The 16,905-nt window shown below is 58.4% G+C and carries 12 protein-coding genes; 3 read left to right on the plus strand and 9 right to left on the minus strand.

Annotated elements, in window-relative coordinates; translation table 11 throughout:
• Positions 1 to 84 precede the first annotated feature (84 nt).
• Positions 85 to 1,110 carry an amino acid ABC transporter substrate-binding protein gene (locus tag KZO34_RS02940; protein WP_219473227.1) on the minus strand — a complete coding sequence of 342 codons (1,026 nt, stop codon included), beginning with the start codon at positions 1,108 to 1,110 and terminating at the stop codon, positions 85 to 87.
• Positions 1,111 to 1,370: 260 nt separating this feature from the next.
• Positions 1,371 to 2,261 (minus strand): hypothetical protein, encoded by an 891-nt coding sequence (locus KZO34_RS02945; RefSeq protein ID WP_374706514.1) that lies wholly within the window; start codon positions 2,259 to 2,261, stop codon positions 1,371 to 1,373.
• Between the two features lie 195 nt (positions 2,262 to 2,456).
• Here KZO34_RS02945 and KZO34_RS02950 point away from each other — a divergent pair, with 195 nt between their 5' ends.
• Positions 2,457 to 3,512 carry a 2-dehydropantoate 2-reductase gene (locus KZO34_RS02950; RefSeq protein WP_219473229.1) on the plus strand — a complete coding sequence of 352 codons (1,056 nt, stop codon included), beginning with the start codon at positions 2,457 to 2,459 and terminating at the stop codon, positions 3,510 to 3,512.
• Between the two features lie 27 nt (positions 3,513 to 3,539).
• Here the strand turns inward: KZO34_RS02950 and KZO34_RS02955 are convergent, their stop codons facing one another.
• From KZO34_RS02955 to KZO34_RS02965, 3 genes are all read right to left on the minus strand, one after another.
• A complete protein-coding gene (locus KZO34_RS02955) occupies positions 3,540 to 3,932 on the minus strand; it encodes an acyl-CoA thioesterase (RefSeq protein WP_219473231.1) in 393 nt (130 codons plus the stop codon).
• A 104-nt stretch (positions 3,933 to 4,036) separates the two neighbouring features.
• Positions 4,037 to 5,620, minus strand: a complete 1,584-nt coding sequence (locus KZO34_RS02960) for a PQQ-dependent sugar dehydrogenase (RefSeq protein ID WP_308318763.1) — start codon at positions 5,618 to 5,620, stop codon at positions 4,037 to 4,039.
• 131 nt (positions 5,621 to 5,751) lie between these two features.
• Positions 5,752 to 6,522 carry a ferredoxin--NADP reductase gene (locus KZO34_RS02965; RefSeq protein WP_219473232.1) on the minus strand — a complete coding sequence of 257 codons (771 nt, stop codon included), beginning with the start codon at positions 6,520 to 6,522 and terminating at the stop codon, positions 5,752 to 5,754.
• 142 nt (positions 6,523 to 6,664) lie between these two features.
• Between KZO34_RS02965 and KZO34_RS02970 the strand changes: the two genes are divergently transcribed.
• Entirely contained in the window at positions 6,665 to 7,546 is an 882-nt protein-coding gene (locus KZO34_RS02970; RefSeq protein WP_219473234.1) for a LysR family transcriptional regulator, read from the plus strand.
• A gap of 1 nt (position 7,547) precedes the next feature.
• On the opposite strand, the gene KZO34_RS02975 is transcribed toward KZO34_RS02970, so the two are convergent.
• Complete coding sequence (locus KZO34_RS02975; protein ID WP_219473236.1) at positions 7,548 to 8,153, minus strand: MiaE family protein; 606 nt, start codon at positions 8,151 to 8,153, stop codon at positions 7,548 to 7,550.
• A 257-nt stretch (positions 8,154 to 8,410) separates the two neighbouring features.
• On the opposite strand from KZO34_RS02975, the gene KZO34_RS02980 reads away from it, so the two are divergent.
• Positions 8,411 to 11,005: a bifunctional aconitate hydratase 2/2-methylisocitrate dehydratase gene (locus KZO34_RS02980; RefSeq protein ID WP_219477132.1), complete on the plus strand. Its 2,595-nt coding sequence runs from the start codon at positions 8,411 to 8,413 to the stop codon at positions 11,003 to 11,005.
• A 68-nt stretch (positions 11,006 to 11,073) separates the two neighbouring features.
• Here KZO34_RS02980 and KZO34_RS02985 read toward each other — a convergent pair whose 3' ends face one another.
• The 3 genes from KZO34_RS02985 to putA form a co-directional block, all read right to left on the minus strand.
• On the minus strand, positions 11,074 to 11,814 hold the full coding sequence (locus tag KZO34_RS02985) for a sulfite exporter TauE/SafE family protein (RefSeq protein WP_219473237.1): 741 nt from the start codon (positions 11,812 to 11,814) through the stop codon (positions 11,074 to 11,076).
• Positions 11,815 to 11,946: 132 nt separating this feature from the next.
• A complete protein-coding gene (putP, locus tag KZO34_RS02990) occupies positions 11,947 to 13,437 on the minus strand; it encodes a sodium/proline symporter PutP (protein ID WP_374706523.1) in 1,491 nt (496 codons plus the stop codon).
• 181 nt (positions 13,438 to 13,618) lie between these two features.
• On the minus strand, positions 13,619 to 16,798 hold the full coding sequence (gene putA, locus KZO34_RS02995) for a bifunctional proline dehydrogenase/L-glutamate gamma-semialdehyde dehydrogenase PutA (protein WP_219473240.1): 3,180 nt from the start codon (positions 16,796 to 16,798) through the stop codon (positions 13,619 to 13,621).
• Between the last annotated feature and the right edge of the window lie 107 nt (positions 16,799 to 16,905).

Below are 16,905 nucleotides of genomic sequence, written 5' to 3' on the forward strand. Positions count from 1 at the left end.
TTCCCGGAAAGCTTCCCTGCAGTTAACGTCATCAGAGATAACAGCGGGCGCCCCGTGAAGGGCGCCCGCGTGCGCTTTCAGGTTTTACCGTACCGGTGGCGCATACAGGATGCCGCCTTCAGTCCAGAGCGCGTTGATGCCTCGATCGAGACCCAGCGGGGTGTCCGGACCAACGTTACGGTCATACATCTCGCCGTAGTTACCAACGTGCTTGATGACCTCGTAGCCGAAATCATGCTGCAGGCCTAGCTTGGCCCCCATATCGCCATCTTCACCGAGCAGGCGCTGGATGTTGGGGTTGTCAGATTTCAGCATCTCGTCGACGTTTTCACTGGTTACACCCAGTTCCTCGGCGTTGATCTGAGCCGACAGCACCCACTTCACGATATTGAACCACTGGTCGTCACCCTGGCGAACAACAGGACCCAGCGGCTCCTTGGAAATAGTGTTCGGCAGGATCTTCGCGGAACTCGGATCGGACAGCTTGGAGCGCAGCGCTGCCAGCTGTGAACGGTCGGATGTCAGCACGTCACAACGACCGGCGGCAAAGCCCTGAACGGTTTGCTCGGAGGTATCGAACACGATCGGCTTGAACTCCATGCCCTTCGCACGGAAATAATCGGACAGGTTCAGCTCAGTGGTGGTACCGGACTGAATACAGATAGTAGCGCCATCCAGCTGGGTGGCATCATCCACGCCAATACCCTTGTTGATCAGGAAGCCCTGACCGTCGTAGTAGTTAACGCCCGCGAAATTCAGACCCAGGGAGGCATCACGGGTGAGCGTCCAGGTTGTGTTCCGGGACAGCATGTCGATCTCGCCCGATTGAAGAGCAGTGAACCGCTCTTTTGCGGTCAGTGGAGTGAATTCTACGGCCTTGGGATCGCCAAAGATGGCAGTGGCAACGGCGCGACAGGTATCAACGTCGATACCGGTCCAGTTACCATTCTCATCAGGCTGGGAGAACCCGGGCAGACCGCTGGTAACACCACACTGTAGATGACCTTTATCCTTCACATTTTCCAGCGTCGTTGCAGCCATTGCACCGGTGGCCGTGAAAGCGCCCACAGCCAGTGCCATTCCCAGGGCAATCGATTTCGTCTTTTTCATTATCGGATCTCCGAACTTCGGTTGGTTGCTTCGCGATGGTTTTCAGCAAATTGTGAGCCATGCAAGCTAACTTATTGATTAATTGTACTTATTTTCAATTTTCCAGCCTTTATTCTTGCCGCGACCGGCGATAAAAGTCAAACCGGCACCGATATTGTGCAGGCGACCGGACTCTACGCCCTATTCCGAGGCAAGATTAACGGACCGTACCCTTACAAAGTAGAACAAAGTTCGAGATTTCAACTAGTTTTTACGAAATTTTATGTGGCCGCCTTCATTTCTGCCGGCTCTTTATAGGTCTCCAGGCGCTTTAACCAGCCGTTGAGCCACCGTTCTCTCTCAATGGGATTTTCGGCATTTTCCGCCCGGCGCTTCAACACATATCCGGCAGCTTCCCGGAAACTCGCCAGGGTGGACTGTCCACCGGCCTCCCTTTCCATGGCAAGCAGAACCTGGAGCAGCCCCCACCCCTGCCCCTTGTAGCGTTCTGTCTGGGACAGGCCTTCACCTTTGAAATTGACGTAATCCATCAAAGCATAGATTCCGCCGGGTGTAGCGGTTAATGCCTTGAGACGACTCTGCACGGCTTCACGCTGCCCCTTGGGCGCCGCTGCAACAACATCGTTCAGTGACTGCCTGGCTCGCCGGACAATGAACTCTGCCTGCAGCCCCTGGGTGCCCGCAAGGAATTCCCGCAGTTCCGCCACTTCGACCGAATCCTGGCCGGCCAAAAACGCCTCGCGGTCCGGCCAGGGTGCGTCAAACGGTTCGAGTTCCCGCAACCACTCCGGCACGGACGCCTGACGCTGCTTCATGTACTGAATCAACGCGGGAAAACTCTCAACAAACCGGCCCTCGATGCCCTCGGGGTACCAGATGAAATGGCCGATACCCAATGACGGGAATTTTTCCCCCTCGTTCCAGTGCACCAGGCAGTCGAACTGGCCCGCACATTCGTTGCGAAATATCTGTGCGCCGACCCAGTCCATCTGGGCCGCTTCAAGCGTTATCGAAATATCCGGCTCGTCGGATTCAGCCTCAGCATCGGCCTGCATCGCAGCCGGCTGATCGGTCGCCTTCTCCGGCGTATCGCAACCACCCAGTATCAGAATCGCAATTGCGAAAAAACACACTCTCATTGCCACTGCCACGAAAACACCTCTTCATCTGCACCAGCCGGGAGCAATCGAAACAGGCTCCCGATCGAAATTCGAACGTCTTAGTATGGAACAGACCCAGCCTGCCGGGGGCGAAGTTTGGCTTACGAAATGGAAATAAACCGGATTGACTTAGCTTGACACTGCAGACAGTCTTCACTTTGTCGTCGCAAAATTAACGGATCTGTCATGATAAGAGCTGCATCTTCTCCCGATTCCTCAAGACTTCGCATTGCAGTATTCGGGGCCGGCAGTGTTGGGTGTTATATAGGCGGCCGGTTGATTTCCGGAGGCGCCGAGGTGGTTATGATTGGCCGGTCTCGCATGCGTCAGACCCTGACCGATCACCCGCTGGTACTGACGGATTTCGAGGGGTTCGCGTTCGAGACCGTGCTCACTCCCGAGCAGTTCACAGAAGATGCCGCGCAAGCCGCCAACGCCGATCTTGTCCTGATCACAGTAAAATCGGCAGCTACCGCCGATGCAGCAAAATCTCTCGCCAAATACCTCAGACCCGGCACCCCGGTGGTCAGTCTGCAAAACGGTATTTCCAATGCGGAGGAAATTCGCAGGCACCTCCCCGATGCCCGGGTGTGCGCCGGCATGATTCCGTTCAACGTCGTCCAGAAAAGCCCGGGACACTTTCACCATGGCACCGAAGGCCATCTGATGGCGGCCCACGATGACAGCCTTGGTGCCTTTCTGCCCTTGTTCGAACAATGCGGCCTGCCACTTGAGCTGCGCGATGACATGACATCGGTCATGTGGTCCAAGTTGTTGCTTAACCTGAACAACCCGATCAACGCGCTCTCCAATGTACCATTGCTGGAAGAGTTGTCCGACCGTTCCTATCGACGCTGCCTGGCGGCGGCGCAGCGTGAAACCCTGGAGCTGATGCAGAAGGCAGGCATAGAAACGGTCCAGCTCACGGCCATTCCCATGCGCCTGGTGCCCGTTGTGATGAGTCTTCCGGACTGGCTGTTCAAGCATCTGGCCAGTCGCATGCTGGCCATAGACCCGATCGCCCGCTCCTCGATGTGGGAGGATCTGGAGGCCGGCCGAGCCACCGAGGTGGACTGGATCAACGGCGAAGTGGTGAGACTGGCCGAATCCATGCATAGCTCGGCACCGGTGAACAGGCGCCTGACCGAACTGGTGCATGAGTGTGAGAACACCCGTCGGCGGTGGCCGGGCGATGAGCTGCTGGCCGAACTTCGTGCTGCCAAGGCCGGGGCAGCAGCCTGACCCCGACCAAGGACTGAGTCGATCGAATCAGTCGATCAGATGCTCGGACAGTTTCTCGCGGATTGGGTCCGGAATCGGCAAGGCTTTCTCGCTGTCGTAATCGAAGTGGATAAGCACCGCCGTGCCGCGGGCAATCGGCTTGCCGTTCTGCCAGGCCTCCTGAACTACATGAAAGGACGAATTGCCGATCTTGCCGATGCCGGTGCGGATCAGCACCGGCATATGCCAGTAACTCTGGGCCAACAGGTCGATCTCGAGCCGGGCAATGATCAGCGGCCAGGCTTTCACATCGAGGCTGGGGTGAAATATCTTGAAAACCGGCGTTCGCGCCTGTTCGAACCAGATGGGCAGCGCAGTGTTGCTGATGTGCCCCAGGGCATCGGTGTCGCTGAAACGGGGCTCAATTTCCAGTTGAAACATAGGATTTTCCTATTGCGAAAACCCGCCACTATACACCGATCCGGAGTATCCTCGGAATGCCAGGAATTGCGACGTTGGTATGCCTTGTCGACCACCGGGCACGATCAGCGCGCCGGTGTCACTCGGAGGATCTGTCCCTGCGGGCTATCCGTCAGCAGGTAGACGGCCCCGTCCGGGCCAGTGACCACGTCCCGGATCCTCGCGCCCAGCTCTTTGAACAACGTTTCCTCGTCGCGCGCCTGACCATCCCTCAACTCGACCCGGTGCACGCTCCGGTCGGCCAGCGCGCCCACCAGCAGATCGCCCTGCCAGTGCGGGAAAAGCGCGCCCCGGTAACGGGCCATTCCGGAGGGCGCGATCGATGGGGTCCACTGCAGCAGAGGCTGCTCCATGCTCGCACGGCGGGTGAACGGGGTCACCATGGCGCCGGTGTAATCAAGGCCATAGCTGATCACCGGCCAGCCGTAATTGTTACCGGGCTCAATCAGGTTGATTTCGTCGCCCCCCCGGGGACCGTGCTCGTGAATCAGCAATAATTGCTCGACGGGATCGTAAACCAGGCCCTGAACATTACGATGCCCGTAGCTATAGATCTCCGGACGCGCTTCCGGGGTTGCCACAAAGGGATTGTCGTCAGGAACTGTGCCATCGGGCATGAGGCGAACAATACTGCCCAGGTGACTGGAGAGGTTCTGGGCCTGCTCGCGGTAGTCGAAACCATCTCCCAGAGTCACGATCAGCGAACCATCCGGTAGCCAGGCCATGCGCCCACCGTAGTGTGCGTCGCCCTCTTTGGCCGGCATCGCCCTGAAGATCTCGGCAACGGCGGTGAGACGACCATGGATCAGCTGCCCACGGCTCACGCACAAATGGTTCGCCGCTGCCGAACCGCAGGCATAGGAGAGAAAAACCAGACCATCATCAGAGAAGTCTGGCGAGATCACCACGTCAAATAGCCCGGCCTGCCCCGAACTGAAGACCTCGGGCACACCGGCCACAGGTTCTGGCTGTACTTCGCCAGCTTCGGAGAGCAGCTGCAACCGCCCTGGGCGCTCGGTCACGAGGGCGCGACCGTCCGGGAGAAACACCAGGGACCAGGGGTGTTCAAGTCCACCGGCATAAACCTGCACATTATAGTCGCCCGGGGTCTGCGCCAATGCGTCTGATCCGGGCCATATCATGCCGGCAGCGAGCACCAGCGCCAGTGTGGGTCCGGCGGAGTAGCCAGCGTCGGTCCGCCGGTTCGCCGCCGTCAGCCAGGCGAACAGCCAGCCCGAACAGGCCGCCGTCAATAACATGACCAGCAGGCCGTCCGGCGTGCGGGTTGCCGCAATCAGGGTTGGCATCGGTGCCAGCGCATTGACCACAGTCAGCGTTACCCAAAGACCAACCCCACCGCCAAGGGCGTGAAACGGAGCCCGGGCCCCGAATCCGAGCAGCTTCAGCATCAAGCCGGTAATCAAAGTGGATGCCAGAAAACTGAAACCGAACACCACGGCGTAGAGGGGCGCAAAATGCAGCAGATCCTGGATCGTCGTCGATACCCGGGTGCTCAGATCGATATCGACTCCCAGCTCCTGGAGCGCGAGCAAGTTGAACTGCGTCTGCACCACGCTGCCCAACACGGTCCCAACCAACAGGGCGATGACAAAACCAACCACCACCCGTTTCACTCTAAGTCCTTCCACATCATTCCCTTTCAAACGGATTCGCCAATACAACGACTATAGCGACCCTGCCGGGAAATACATCAAAGAAAAACCCCGGGCTTTCGCTCCGGGGTTTCCTCGGTGAACACCTTATCGAAATGTCGGGCGGGTTACTGCTCGACGAAGGCCCGCTCAATCACGAAATGGCCCATGTCACCACCGCGCGCTTCCTTGAAGCCCATTTTGTTGAGAATGGCACAGGTGTCCTTGAGCATGCTGGGGCTGCCACAGATCATGAAGCGGTCGTTCTCCAGATCGAAATCCGGGAGGCCGAGATCACGGGTAATCTTGCCATTTTCCATGGCATCGGTCAGACGGCCCTGATTGCGGAAGTCCTCACGCGTCACCGTCGGGTAGTACTCCAACTTGCCTTTGACCATTTCACCGAAAAACTCGTTCTCCGGCAGCTCTTCGATCTCATTCTGATAAGCCAGCTCAGAGACATAACGGACGCCGTGGGTAAGGATCACCTTGTCAAACGCCTCGTACACCTCGGGATCCTTGATGATGCTCATGAACGGCGCAAGACCTGTGCCTGTGCTGATCAGCCACAGATTCTTGCCAGGCAACAGGTTGTCGAGGACCAGAGTGCCGGTGGGCTTCCGACTGACCAGGATTTCATCGCCAACCTGAATTTTCTGAAGCCGCGAGGTCAGCGGACCGTCCTGAACCTTGATCGAGAAAAACTCCAGCTCTTCCTCGTAATTCGCACTGGCAATACTGTAGGCGCGCATCAGAGGCTTGCCGTCAGTTTCCAGGCCAATCATCACGAAATGGCCGTTCTTGAAACGGAACCCCGGGTCGCGGCTGGTCTTGAAGCTGAACAGGGTATCGTTCCAGTGGTGTACGCTGGTCACTGTTTCTTTAATCAGGTTGCTCATGTAAACCTCGTCCTGTTCGGATCGCTTTTTACTGCGAATGTTTCAACTTTGAATTGCACAAAGTGTAACCCACCACTAACCTATCGGGAAAATGGGATATTCTCATAACCTTATTCGAGCGAGTCGATTAGAGCGTTTTCTTATGAAATACAGTTTTCGCCAGCTGGAGGTTTTTCTCGCCGCTGCGCACTTCCAGAACATTACCCGGGCCGCCGAATCCCTCGCCATGTCCCAGTCCGCCGCCAGCAGTGCGTTGAAGGAGCTGGAAAACCAGTTCGACATCCAGCTGTTCGATCGTGTGGGCAAACGCCTTCAGTTAAATGAACTCGGCCGACTCTACCGCCCCAAGGTGGAGGCGGTGCTGGCCCAGGCCAACGAACTGGAGCAGGCGTTCAGCAAGCACACTGAGGTTGGCGCATTGAAAGTCGGCGCCACCCTCACTATCGGAAACTATCTGGCGGTGGGCGTGATGGCCCAATATATGAACACCCCGACCCACCCACGGGTATCCCTGGAAGTTGCCAACACCAGTACGATTGCACGCCGGGTCCGGGATTTCGAACTCGACATCGGCCTGATCGAGGGCGAGCTGCAATCCTCCGAACTGGAGGTGTTGCCCTGGCGTGGCGACGAGCTGGTGGTGTTCTGCTCCCCCAGCCACCCGCTGGCCGAAAAACAGTCACTGACCGATGACGATTTACGTCAAGCAACCTGGATCATGCGCGAACAGGGCTCAGGTACACGGCAAAGCTTCGAACGCGGGATGCATGGCCTGCTGTCTGATCTGAACGTGCTACTGGAACTGGAGCACACGGAAGCGATAAAACGCGCGGTGGAAACCAATCTGGGAATCGGATGCCTGTCCGAGGTGGTTCTCGAGGATGCCTTCCGGCGGGGCAGTCTGGTTCCTCTGAAAGTTCCGGAGCACCGGCAGTTCGATCGCCAGTTTTACTTCATCCTGCACAAGCAGAAATACCGGAGTGCCGGCATTGATGCCTGGATGGAGCTGTGCCGGAAGCTCTGACTCAGTGCACAGGACCACTGTGGAAGCGGAATTCGGTGTCCGGCTCGGTAATCAGCCCGTGTTCAATCTGCAAAAACTGTCGCACCCGATCCGTTACCGGGCCGCCATTCGCCTGCTCCGCCAGGCCAAGGTAGTCCTGATAGTGACGGGCCTCGGATTTCAGAAGGCCATTGTAGAAATCCCCCAGCTTGTCATCCAGGTGCGGCGCCAGAATTGCGAACCGCTCACAGGACCGGGCCTCGATGATGGCACCAACGATCAGTACATCGACGAGGCGCCCGGGATCTTCTGCCCTGACTTCCTGCCGCAACCCGGCGGCATAACGGGCCGGGGTCAGATGGCTGTAGTCCACACCGCGCTTTTTCATGATCGCCAGCACCTGCTCGAAATGGCGCAGTTCCTCCCGTGCCAGTCGGGACATCTTGTTTAGCAACTCGGTGTTGTCCACGTACCGATACATCAGGCTCAGGGCGGTGGAGGCGGCCTTTTTCTCGCAATGGGCATGGTCGATCAGCATCAGGTCCTGGTTGGCCAGGGCGTTCTCAATCCATTGTTGCGGGGTACGGCACGGCAGAAAGTCGTGAATCTCTAGCAGGGCGTCGTTCATGTCGTTACTACGGTGATGAATTGGCGGACGGGAGTATAACGCACTTACCAGATACCTCCGACCTCTGTCCAACTTAACTTTATAAGGGGTTTCCTATAGAATGCAGCGCCAGTTAGGGAGCCTCTGAATAAACCCCCAATGCCCGGCCCGGTGACTTGAGGCGTTATTCAGAGGCTCCCGTGGCCTTTCCGCCATAAAACTCCCGCCAGGCATGAAGCCAATGGCGCGGGACATTCCAACTGATGAGGGTCCATATCGTGTTAGAAGCCTATCGTGAACACGTTGCCGAACGTGAAGCCCTGGGTATTCCTCCCAAGCCCCTGAACGCCGAGCAGACCGCTGCTCTGGTTGAACTGCTGAAAAACCCGCCTGCGGGTGAGGAAGAAACCCTGGTTTACCTCCTGGAAAACCGCATTCCGCCGGGCGTGGACGAAGCCGCCTACGTGAAAGCAGCTTTCCTGACTGCCATTGTCAAAGGCGAAGCTTCCTCTCCCCTGCTGGACAAGCAAAAAGCGGTTCAGCTGCTGGGCATGATGCAGGGTGGCTACAACATCGCGACCCTGGTTGACCTTCTCGACGATTCTGATCTGGCCGAACTGGCCGGCGAGCAGCTCAAGCGTACCCTGCTGATGTTCGATGCCTTCAACGATGTGAAGGAAAAGATGGACGCCGGCAACGCCGTCGCCAAGGCCGTTGTTGAATCCTGGGCCAACGCCGAGTGGTTCACCAACAAGAAGAAGGTTCCCGAGAGCACCAAGATGGTGGTCTTCAAGGTGACCGGTGAGACCAACACCGACGACCTGTCTCCGGCCCCGGATGCCTGGTCCCGTCCGGACATCCCGCTGCACGCCCGCGCTGCCTATAAAATGGAACGCGACGGCCTGAAGCCGGAAGAGCCGGGCGTTACCGGCCCGATGAGCCAGATCGACGAAATCAAGGCCAAGGGTCTGCCCGTCGCCTTCGTTGGCGATGTGGTCGGTACCGGCTCCTCACGTAAATCTGCCACCAACTCCGTTCTGTGGTTCTTCGGTGAAGACGTCCCGGGCGTACCGAACAAGCGAGCCGGTGGTGTCTGTATCGGTAACAAGGTTGCTCCGATCTTCTTCAACACCATGGAAGACGCGGGCGCCCTGGTATTCGAAGCGCCGGTCGACGACCTGAACATGGGCGACGTCATCGACATCCGCCCCTACGAAGGCAAGATCCTGAACGAGGCTGGCGAGACCATCTCCGAGTTCGGTTTCAAGTCCGACGTAATCCTGGACGAAGTTCAGGCCGGCGGTCGTATTCCGCTGATCATCGGTCGTGGCCTGACAGCCAAGGCGCGGGCAGCACTGGACATGGGTCCGACCGATCTGTTCCGCCTGCCGAAAGATCCGGAAGCCGGCACCAAGGGCTTCACTCTGGGTCAGAAGATGGTTGGCAAGGCCTGTGGACTGGAGGAAGGCAAAGGCGTTCGGCCCGGTACTTACTGCGAGCCGCACATGACCACCGTGGGCTCTCAGGATACCACCGGTCCGATGACCCGTGACGAGCTGAAAGACCTGGCGTGTCTGGGCTTCCAGGCCGACCTGGTGATGCAGTCTTTCTGTCACACCGCCGCGTACCCGAAGCCGGTCGACGTTGAAATGCAGCACACCATGCCGGACTTCATCCAGACTCGCGGCGGCGTCGCCCTGCGTCCGGGTGACGGCATCATCCACTCCTGGCTGAACCGCATGCTGCTGCCGGACACGGTTGGTACCGGTGGTGACTCCCACACCCGCTTCCCGATGGGCATCTCCTTCCCGGCCGGTTCCGGCCTGGTGGCGTTTGCGGCTGCTACCGGTGTTATGCCGCTGGATATGCCGGAATCCGTTCTGGTGCGCTTCAAGGGCGAAATGCAGCCGGGCATCACCCTGCGTGACCTGGTACACGCCATCCCGCTGTACGGCATCAAGCAAGGCATGCTGACCGTTGAGAAGAAAGGCAAGATCAACGAGTTCTCCGGTCGCATCCTGGAAATCGAAGGCCTTGAGCACCTGACCGTCGAGCAGGCGTTCGAGCTGTCCGACGCTTCTGCCGAGCGCTCCGCGGCCGGTTGTACCATCAACCTGTCTGAAGACTCCGTAGCCGAGTACCTGCGCTCCAACATTACCATGCTGCGCTGGATGATTGCCGAAGGTTACGGCGATCCACGCACCCTGGAACGTCGTGCTAAGCAGATGGAAGAGTGGATTGCCAATCCGAAGCTGATGCGTGCGGACAAAGACGCCGAGTACGCCCACGTGGTGGAAATCGATCTGGCTGACATCAAAGAGCCGATTGTATGCTGCCCGAACGATCCGGACGACGCCAAGTTCCTGTCCGAAGTCGCCGGCGACAAGGTCGACGAAGTGTTCATCGGTTCCTGCATGACCAACATCGGCCACTTCCGCGCCGCTGGCAAGCTGCTGGAGCAGAACAAAGAGCCCTTGAAGACCCGTCTGTGGATGTCACCACCCACCAAGATGGACCAGGCTCAGCTGATGGAAGAAGGTTACTTCAACACCTACGGCACTGCGGGCGTTCGTACCGAGATGCCGGGCTGCTCGCTCTGCATGGGTAACCAGGCTCGCGTAGCTGCCAAGAGCACCGTGCTGTCCACCTCCACCCGTAACTTCCCGAATCGTCTGGGCGATGGTGCCAATGTGTACCTGACCTCTGCGGAACTGGCTGCGGTTGGTGCGGTTCTGGGCAAACTCCCTTCTCCTCAGGAGTACATGGAGTACGCCAAGGACCTGAACAGCATGTCGAAAGAGATCTACAAGTATCTCAACTTCGACCAGATGGAGAACTACACCAAGAAGGCTTCTGAAGCGAACGTCGCGTAAACTTCAGAACTTCAAGGTCTAGTCCCATGAAAAACGCCAGCCCTTGGGCTGGCGTTTTTTGTTTCTGGCTAATACAGCGCGAGCCGAATCAGGATCGCCGCCACCATGATCAGCGTCATTCCCTTTACCCACCTGGCGCCCCTGGCGCTCATGTTCACCCGGGTCGCGATGAACGCACCGGTGACATTTCCCACCGCCAATGTGAGCCCCACCGTCCAGTCCACCTGGTCATTGATGGCAAAGACCACCAGCGCCGCAAAGGTGAAAGGCAGGATGATTGAAACCTTCAGCACGTTAACCTGGCGCAAATCTATCTTCAGCATGTGGTACAGCACCACGATGAAGAGAACTCCGACCCCGACCTGAATAAATCCGCCGTACACACCGATGACAAACATGGCCACATAGATCGCGGGAGACAGCCGTTCCGGGCTCAGTGTCCGCGTATCCAGCTTCGGTTGTGGCAACAGCATGAATACCGAGGCGCCAATCATCGCCGAGACAAGCACCCACTCAAAAACCTGATCCGGTACCCAGGTCGCGATCCAGGCTCCCAGCACCGCCCCGATAACGGCCGGAATGGCCAGGTGAATCCCGACCCTCAGGTTGCCATGCCCCATCCGGTGGAAGCTGCCCACAGCCATCAGGCTCTGCAGGGTGATCGCCACGCGATTGGTGCCATTGGCAACCTGGGGGGGAAGTCCAAGAAACATCAGTAGCGGCAGCGTAATCATGGAACCACCTGCAGACAGCACATTGATAAACCCGGCAAGGCTGCCCAGAACCAGCAACGCCACAACATCGGTCATTTTCGACTACGCCTTCCAGTAATAACCAAGGTGTCCACGGGGGGGACAGCGGACAAAAAAAGGGCCCCCTTCCGGGAGCCCTCTTCGTTCAGCAACTGGGTTCCGGGATTGCCCGGAACTCAGTGCAACGCCTTACGGCAGGTTATGATAGCGGGCCTTGATGGCCTTATCGAAACCAGCCAGGATCTCGGCGTGCGGCTTGTCACCGAACTTGGAGACAAGAACGATCGCAATGGTGGCAAAGAGGAAGCCCGGAATAATCTCGTACAGGTCGAGAAGACCGCCGGACATGTTGCCCCAGATTACGACAGTCGCGCCACCCACAATGATACCGGCGATGGCACCGTTGCGGGTCATTTCACGCCAGAACAGCGACAGTATCAGTGCCGGACCGAAGGCCGCACCGAAGCCGGCCCAGGCATAGGACACCAGTTCCAGGACCTTGCTGTCGGGGTTGAGACCCAGAATGCAGGCAATAATCGCGATACCCACGACAGCAAAGCGCCCTACCCAGACCAGCTCTTCCTGCGAGGCGTCCTTGCGGAACAGTGCCTTGTAGAAGTCTTCCGCCAGCGCGGACGAGGACACCAGCAGCTGAGAGTCAGCTGTACTCATGATGGCCGCCAGGATGGCCGCCAGCAGGATACCCGCAATGACCGGATGGAACAGGGCATCAACGAGAAGCATGAAGGCCCGCTCACCGTCATCCAGCGGTGTCTCGAAATAGCCGATGGCAGCAAAACCGCACAGCAGTGCGCCTAGCAGGCCAAGACCACTCCAGATTACCGCAATCCGGCGTGCCGCCGGGACGTCGTCTTCGCTACGAATAGCCTTGAATCGCGCGAGAATGTGCGGCTGACCAAAGTAACCCAGACCCCAACCCAGCAAGGACAGGATGGAGAGCACGCCCAGCGCTGCGCCATCGGAGCCCGTGAAGGCATCAAGGAATTCAGGGTTCTTGGCTTCCATTGCAGCTGTGGTTGCCGCCCAACCACCATCGGCATTGATGGCCATGATCGGCACCAGCAGCAGAGCTGCGAACATCAGCAGGCCCTGAATGACGTCGGTCCAGGTCACCGCCAGGAAGCCGCCAAAGAAGGTGTACGAGACCACCGCGATGGTGCCGACAATCACCGCCACCGTGTAATCGAGACCGAATACCGTTTCAAACAGTTTGCCCCCTGCGACCAGACCAGAGCTGGTATAGAACAGGAAGAACATCAGAATGAAGAAGGCACACACCACACGCAGGATACGACTGGTGTCGTGGAAGCGATTTTCGAAGTACGAGGGCAACGTCAGTGAGTCGCCGGCGGACAGCGAATAGGTGCGCAGGCGGCTGGCCACAAACAGCCAGTTCAGCCAGGTACCCGCCAGCAGGCCAACGGCGATCCAGATGGCCTCGTAACCGGCCGCATACGCGTAACCAGGCAGACCCAGCAAAAGCCAACCACTCATGTCGGACGCGCCGGCACTGATTGCAGATGGCAGGGGGCCAAGACTACGGCCGCCCAGGATGTAATCGGAAAGATTAGAAGTTCGTTTCCAGGCTACATAGCCGACGCCAAGCATCAGCAGGATGTAGGCCAGGAACGTAATACTGATCCCAACACTGTTTCCTATCATTTCGGTTTTCTCCCCGTGCGCTATCTGGGTTGTTTATTGTTGGCTTTGGAACGGCTCTCCTTCTGCACCCTGCGGACAGGATGAGAGGGACAACCCTGAGACGGAAACCTGCCGCCCGAAGACGCCAGATAACCGAATTTTAGACGACATCCATGCCGTTGCTATACTTTTGTAATTCCTAAACTTTTTCAATACCTAGTGACAGCAGCGATGCATTCCCGCCCACTGCGGTGGTGTTGATGGTTCTTGTTCGCTCGGTGGCGAACCGCTGCAGGTAGTGCGGCCCGCCCGCCTTCGGACCGGTGCCCGACAGCCCGCGGCCGCCGAACGGCTGCACGCCAACCACCGCGCCTATCTGGTCCCGATTGATGTAGCAGTTGCCAACCTTGACCCGTTGCTCGATCCAGGCGGCGGTCGATTCGCTGCGGCTGTGAATGCCAAGCGTCAGCCCATAACCTGCGCCGTTGATCTCATCGATCACCTCATCCAGCCGCTCTGCCCTGTATCGGATTACATGCAGGATCGGTCCGAAATGCTCCGTCTCCAGATCACCCATGCGCGAAATACCGTACGCCGAGGGCGGCACAAAATGACCCACCGCACACTCGGGCGGCACGGGCGAACGGGCAATAAAACGGGCCGACTGTTCAAGCTCGTTCAGGTGCTCCTGAAGCCCTTTCCGGGCCTCTGCGTCGATCACAGGGCCGACATCCGTGCTGTATTTCTCGGGACTGCCCACGGACAGCTCCAACATGGCACCGGCCAGCATTGCCTCAATGTGCTCGGCAACCTCTTCCTGCAGATACAGTACCCGCAGTGCAGAGCATCGCTGACCGGCGCTGGCAAAGGCAGAATGGAGAACGTCGCGAACCACCTGCTCCGGCAGCGCGCTGCTATCCACAATCATTGCGTTCTGGCCGCCGGTCTCGGCAATCAGCGGCACAATGGCACCCTCACGCTGAGCCAGCGTGCGGTTGATCAGGCGTGCCACCTGAGTAGATCCGGTGAAGGCAACTCCGGCAATTCTGGGGTCCGGGGTCAGTTTGCCGCCAAGTTTTGCGCCATCACCGGGTAACAGTTGAATCACATCGGCTGGAATACCGGCTTCAAGCATCAACTCGACAGCGCGACCAGCCACCAGACTCGTCTGCTCCGCCGGTTTGGCAATGACGCTATTGCCGGCTACCAGGGCCGCCATAATCTGGCCCGTAAAGATGGCCAGTGGGAAATTCCAGGGGCTGATGCACAGGAAGACGCCGCGACCTTCCATATAAAGCTCATTGCTCTCACCGGTTGGCCCCGGCATGGCAATGGCATCGCCGAACCGCGCCCGCCCCTGTATCGCATAGTAGCGACAGAAATCCACGGCCTCGCGCACTTCATCGATGCCGTCCTGCAGGGTTTTTCCCGCCTCGCGGCAACAGATCGCAATAAGTTCGTCCCTGTTCTTTTCAAGCAGGTCCGCATAGACCTGCAGGCACTGGGCGCGCTCAGCCACCGGACGGGCATTCCAGGGCCCGAAGCCATCCTCGGCGGCCTCGAGCGCTTTCTCTGCATCCCGCTCGCTGGCGAGCACGACCGAGCCGACCAAGCGGGCGTTGTCATAGGGCGAGCGCACCTCGACGCGTTCGCCATCGGTATGGCGTATGCCGGCGATGACGGGCCCGGCAGTCCAGCTGTGTTCCGACCACTGACCAAGACCGCTGAGCAAGGGATCGAGATCCGCCGCAACCTGGATGTTCAGGCCCCGGGAATTGATGCGCTCCTGACCGTAGATGTCCGTCGGTGCAGGGATGCGGTCATTCGGCATGGTCTCGTGTTTCAGCAACTCCTGAACAGGATTCTGGACCAGCACCTCGATCGGTGTTGCGGCGTCCACAAGGCGATGGACAAACGACGAATTGGCGCCGTTTTCCAACAGGCGCCGGACGAGGTATGGCAGCAACTCCTTGTGGGCACCAACCGGCGCGTAGATCCGCACAGGAATGTCGTTATCCCTGAGGATGCTGTTATAGAGCGCATCACCCATGCCATGCAGGCGCTGGAACTCAATCCTGCGCTTGCGATTCTTCGCCATCACCAGCGCAGCAGCCACGGTATGGGCATTGTGACTGGCCAATTGGGGATAAAGGGCACCCTCGGTGTAGTCACTCAACAGGTAACGCAGGCAGGCCAGATACGACGTGTCTGTTGCTTCCTTTCGGGTAAACACCGGATAACCTGTCAGGCCCAGTTGCTGACAGATCTTGATCTCAGTATCCCAGTAAGCCCCTTTGACCAACCGGATCGGGATCTCGTCACCCTGCTCTTTGGCCAGCTTGGTCAACCAACACAACGCTGGCAGGGCACGCTTGGAGTAGGCCTGGACTACCAGTCCAAAGCCGCCCCACCCTTTGGCCGCTCTGGACGTAAAAACCTTTTCAAACAGCTTGAGGGAGATTTCCAGGCGGTCCATCTCTTCCGCATCAATCGTGATCGCCACATGCTTTTCGCGGGCAAAGGTCACGAGATCTCGGACGGTGCGATACAGCTCCTTGAGAACCCGTTCCTCCTGGGCGTATTCATAGCGAGGATGAAGGGCGGAGAGCTTGATGGAAATAGAGGGCCGGGGCCCTTGATGACCCTCGTCGGGGTCTGCGCCCACTGACTCGATGGCCTTCATGTAGTCATTAAGGTAGCGGGCAGCATCCTCAGCGGTCAGCGCTGCTTCTCCCAGCATATCGAAGGAGTAGGTATAGCCCATCTCCCGATAGTCCCGGGCATTCCTGAGCGCCTCATCAATATCCCGCCCAAGGACAAACTGCTTACCCATGATGCCCATGGCCCGGTACATCGCACTGCGTATGACCGGCTCCCCGCTGCGCTTGACCAGACGTCGCCACACATTGGAAGGAGATCCATCCAGGCGCTTGTCCATCTTCACAACGCGCCCGGTCAACAAAAGCCCCCAGGTGGAGGCGTTCACCAGTGTCGATTCGCTGCGTCCCACGTGCTTCTGCCAATCGGCCATGGACATTTTGTCATGAATCAGCGCATCCGCAGTGTACTTGTCGGGGATGCGCATCAGCGCTTCGGCGAGGCACATCAGCAGGATGCCTTCCTCGGTATCGAGACTGTACTCCTGCAGCAGTGCGTCAATCATATGGACGGCGTCGTCCTGCTCGCGCACTTTGGCTATCAGCCCAGTGGCGGTTTCCGTGACGGCACGGTCTTCCGCCGTATCGCTTTGAGCGAGCTCAATCAGCTCCCGGAGGTAGCCGGCTTCATCGACAGCGTAGTTCGCAACCAGACTCCGCCAGAAGACAGATCGGGGCTGCTCCTGGAAAGCCGGTTCTAGAACCTTGCTTGCGTGAAACATGTCGGCACCTGTTACGAATGTCCGGTTTTGACCGGCGTCCGGTTCGTGATTTCAGCGACAGCAAACAGGCACTCGTGGGGCCTGGGCACTGACGAATTCGGTTACCG

It is taken from the genome of Marinobacter sp. F4206 (genome assembly GCF_019392195.1).
In the GTDB taxonomy this organism is placed as follows: domain Bacteria; phylum Pseudomonadota; class Gammaproteobacteria; order Pseudomonadales; family Oleiphilaceae; genus Marinobacter.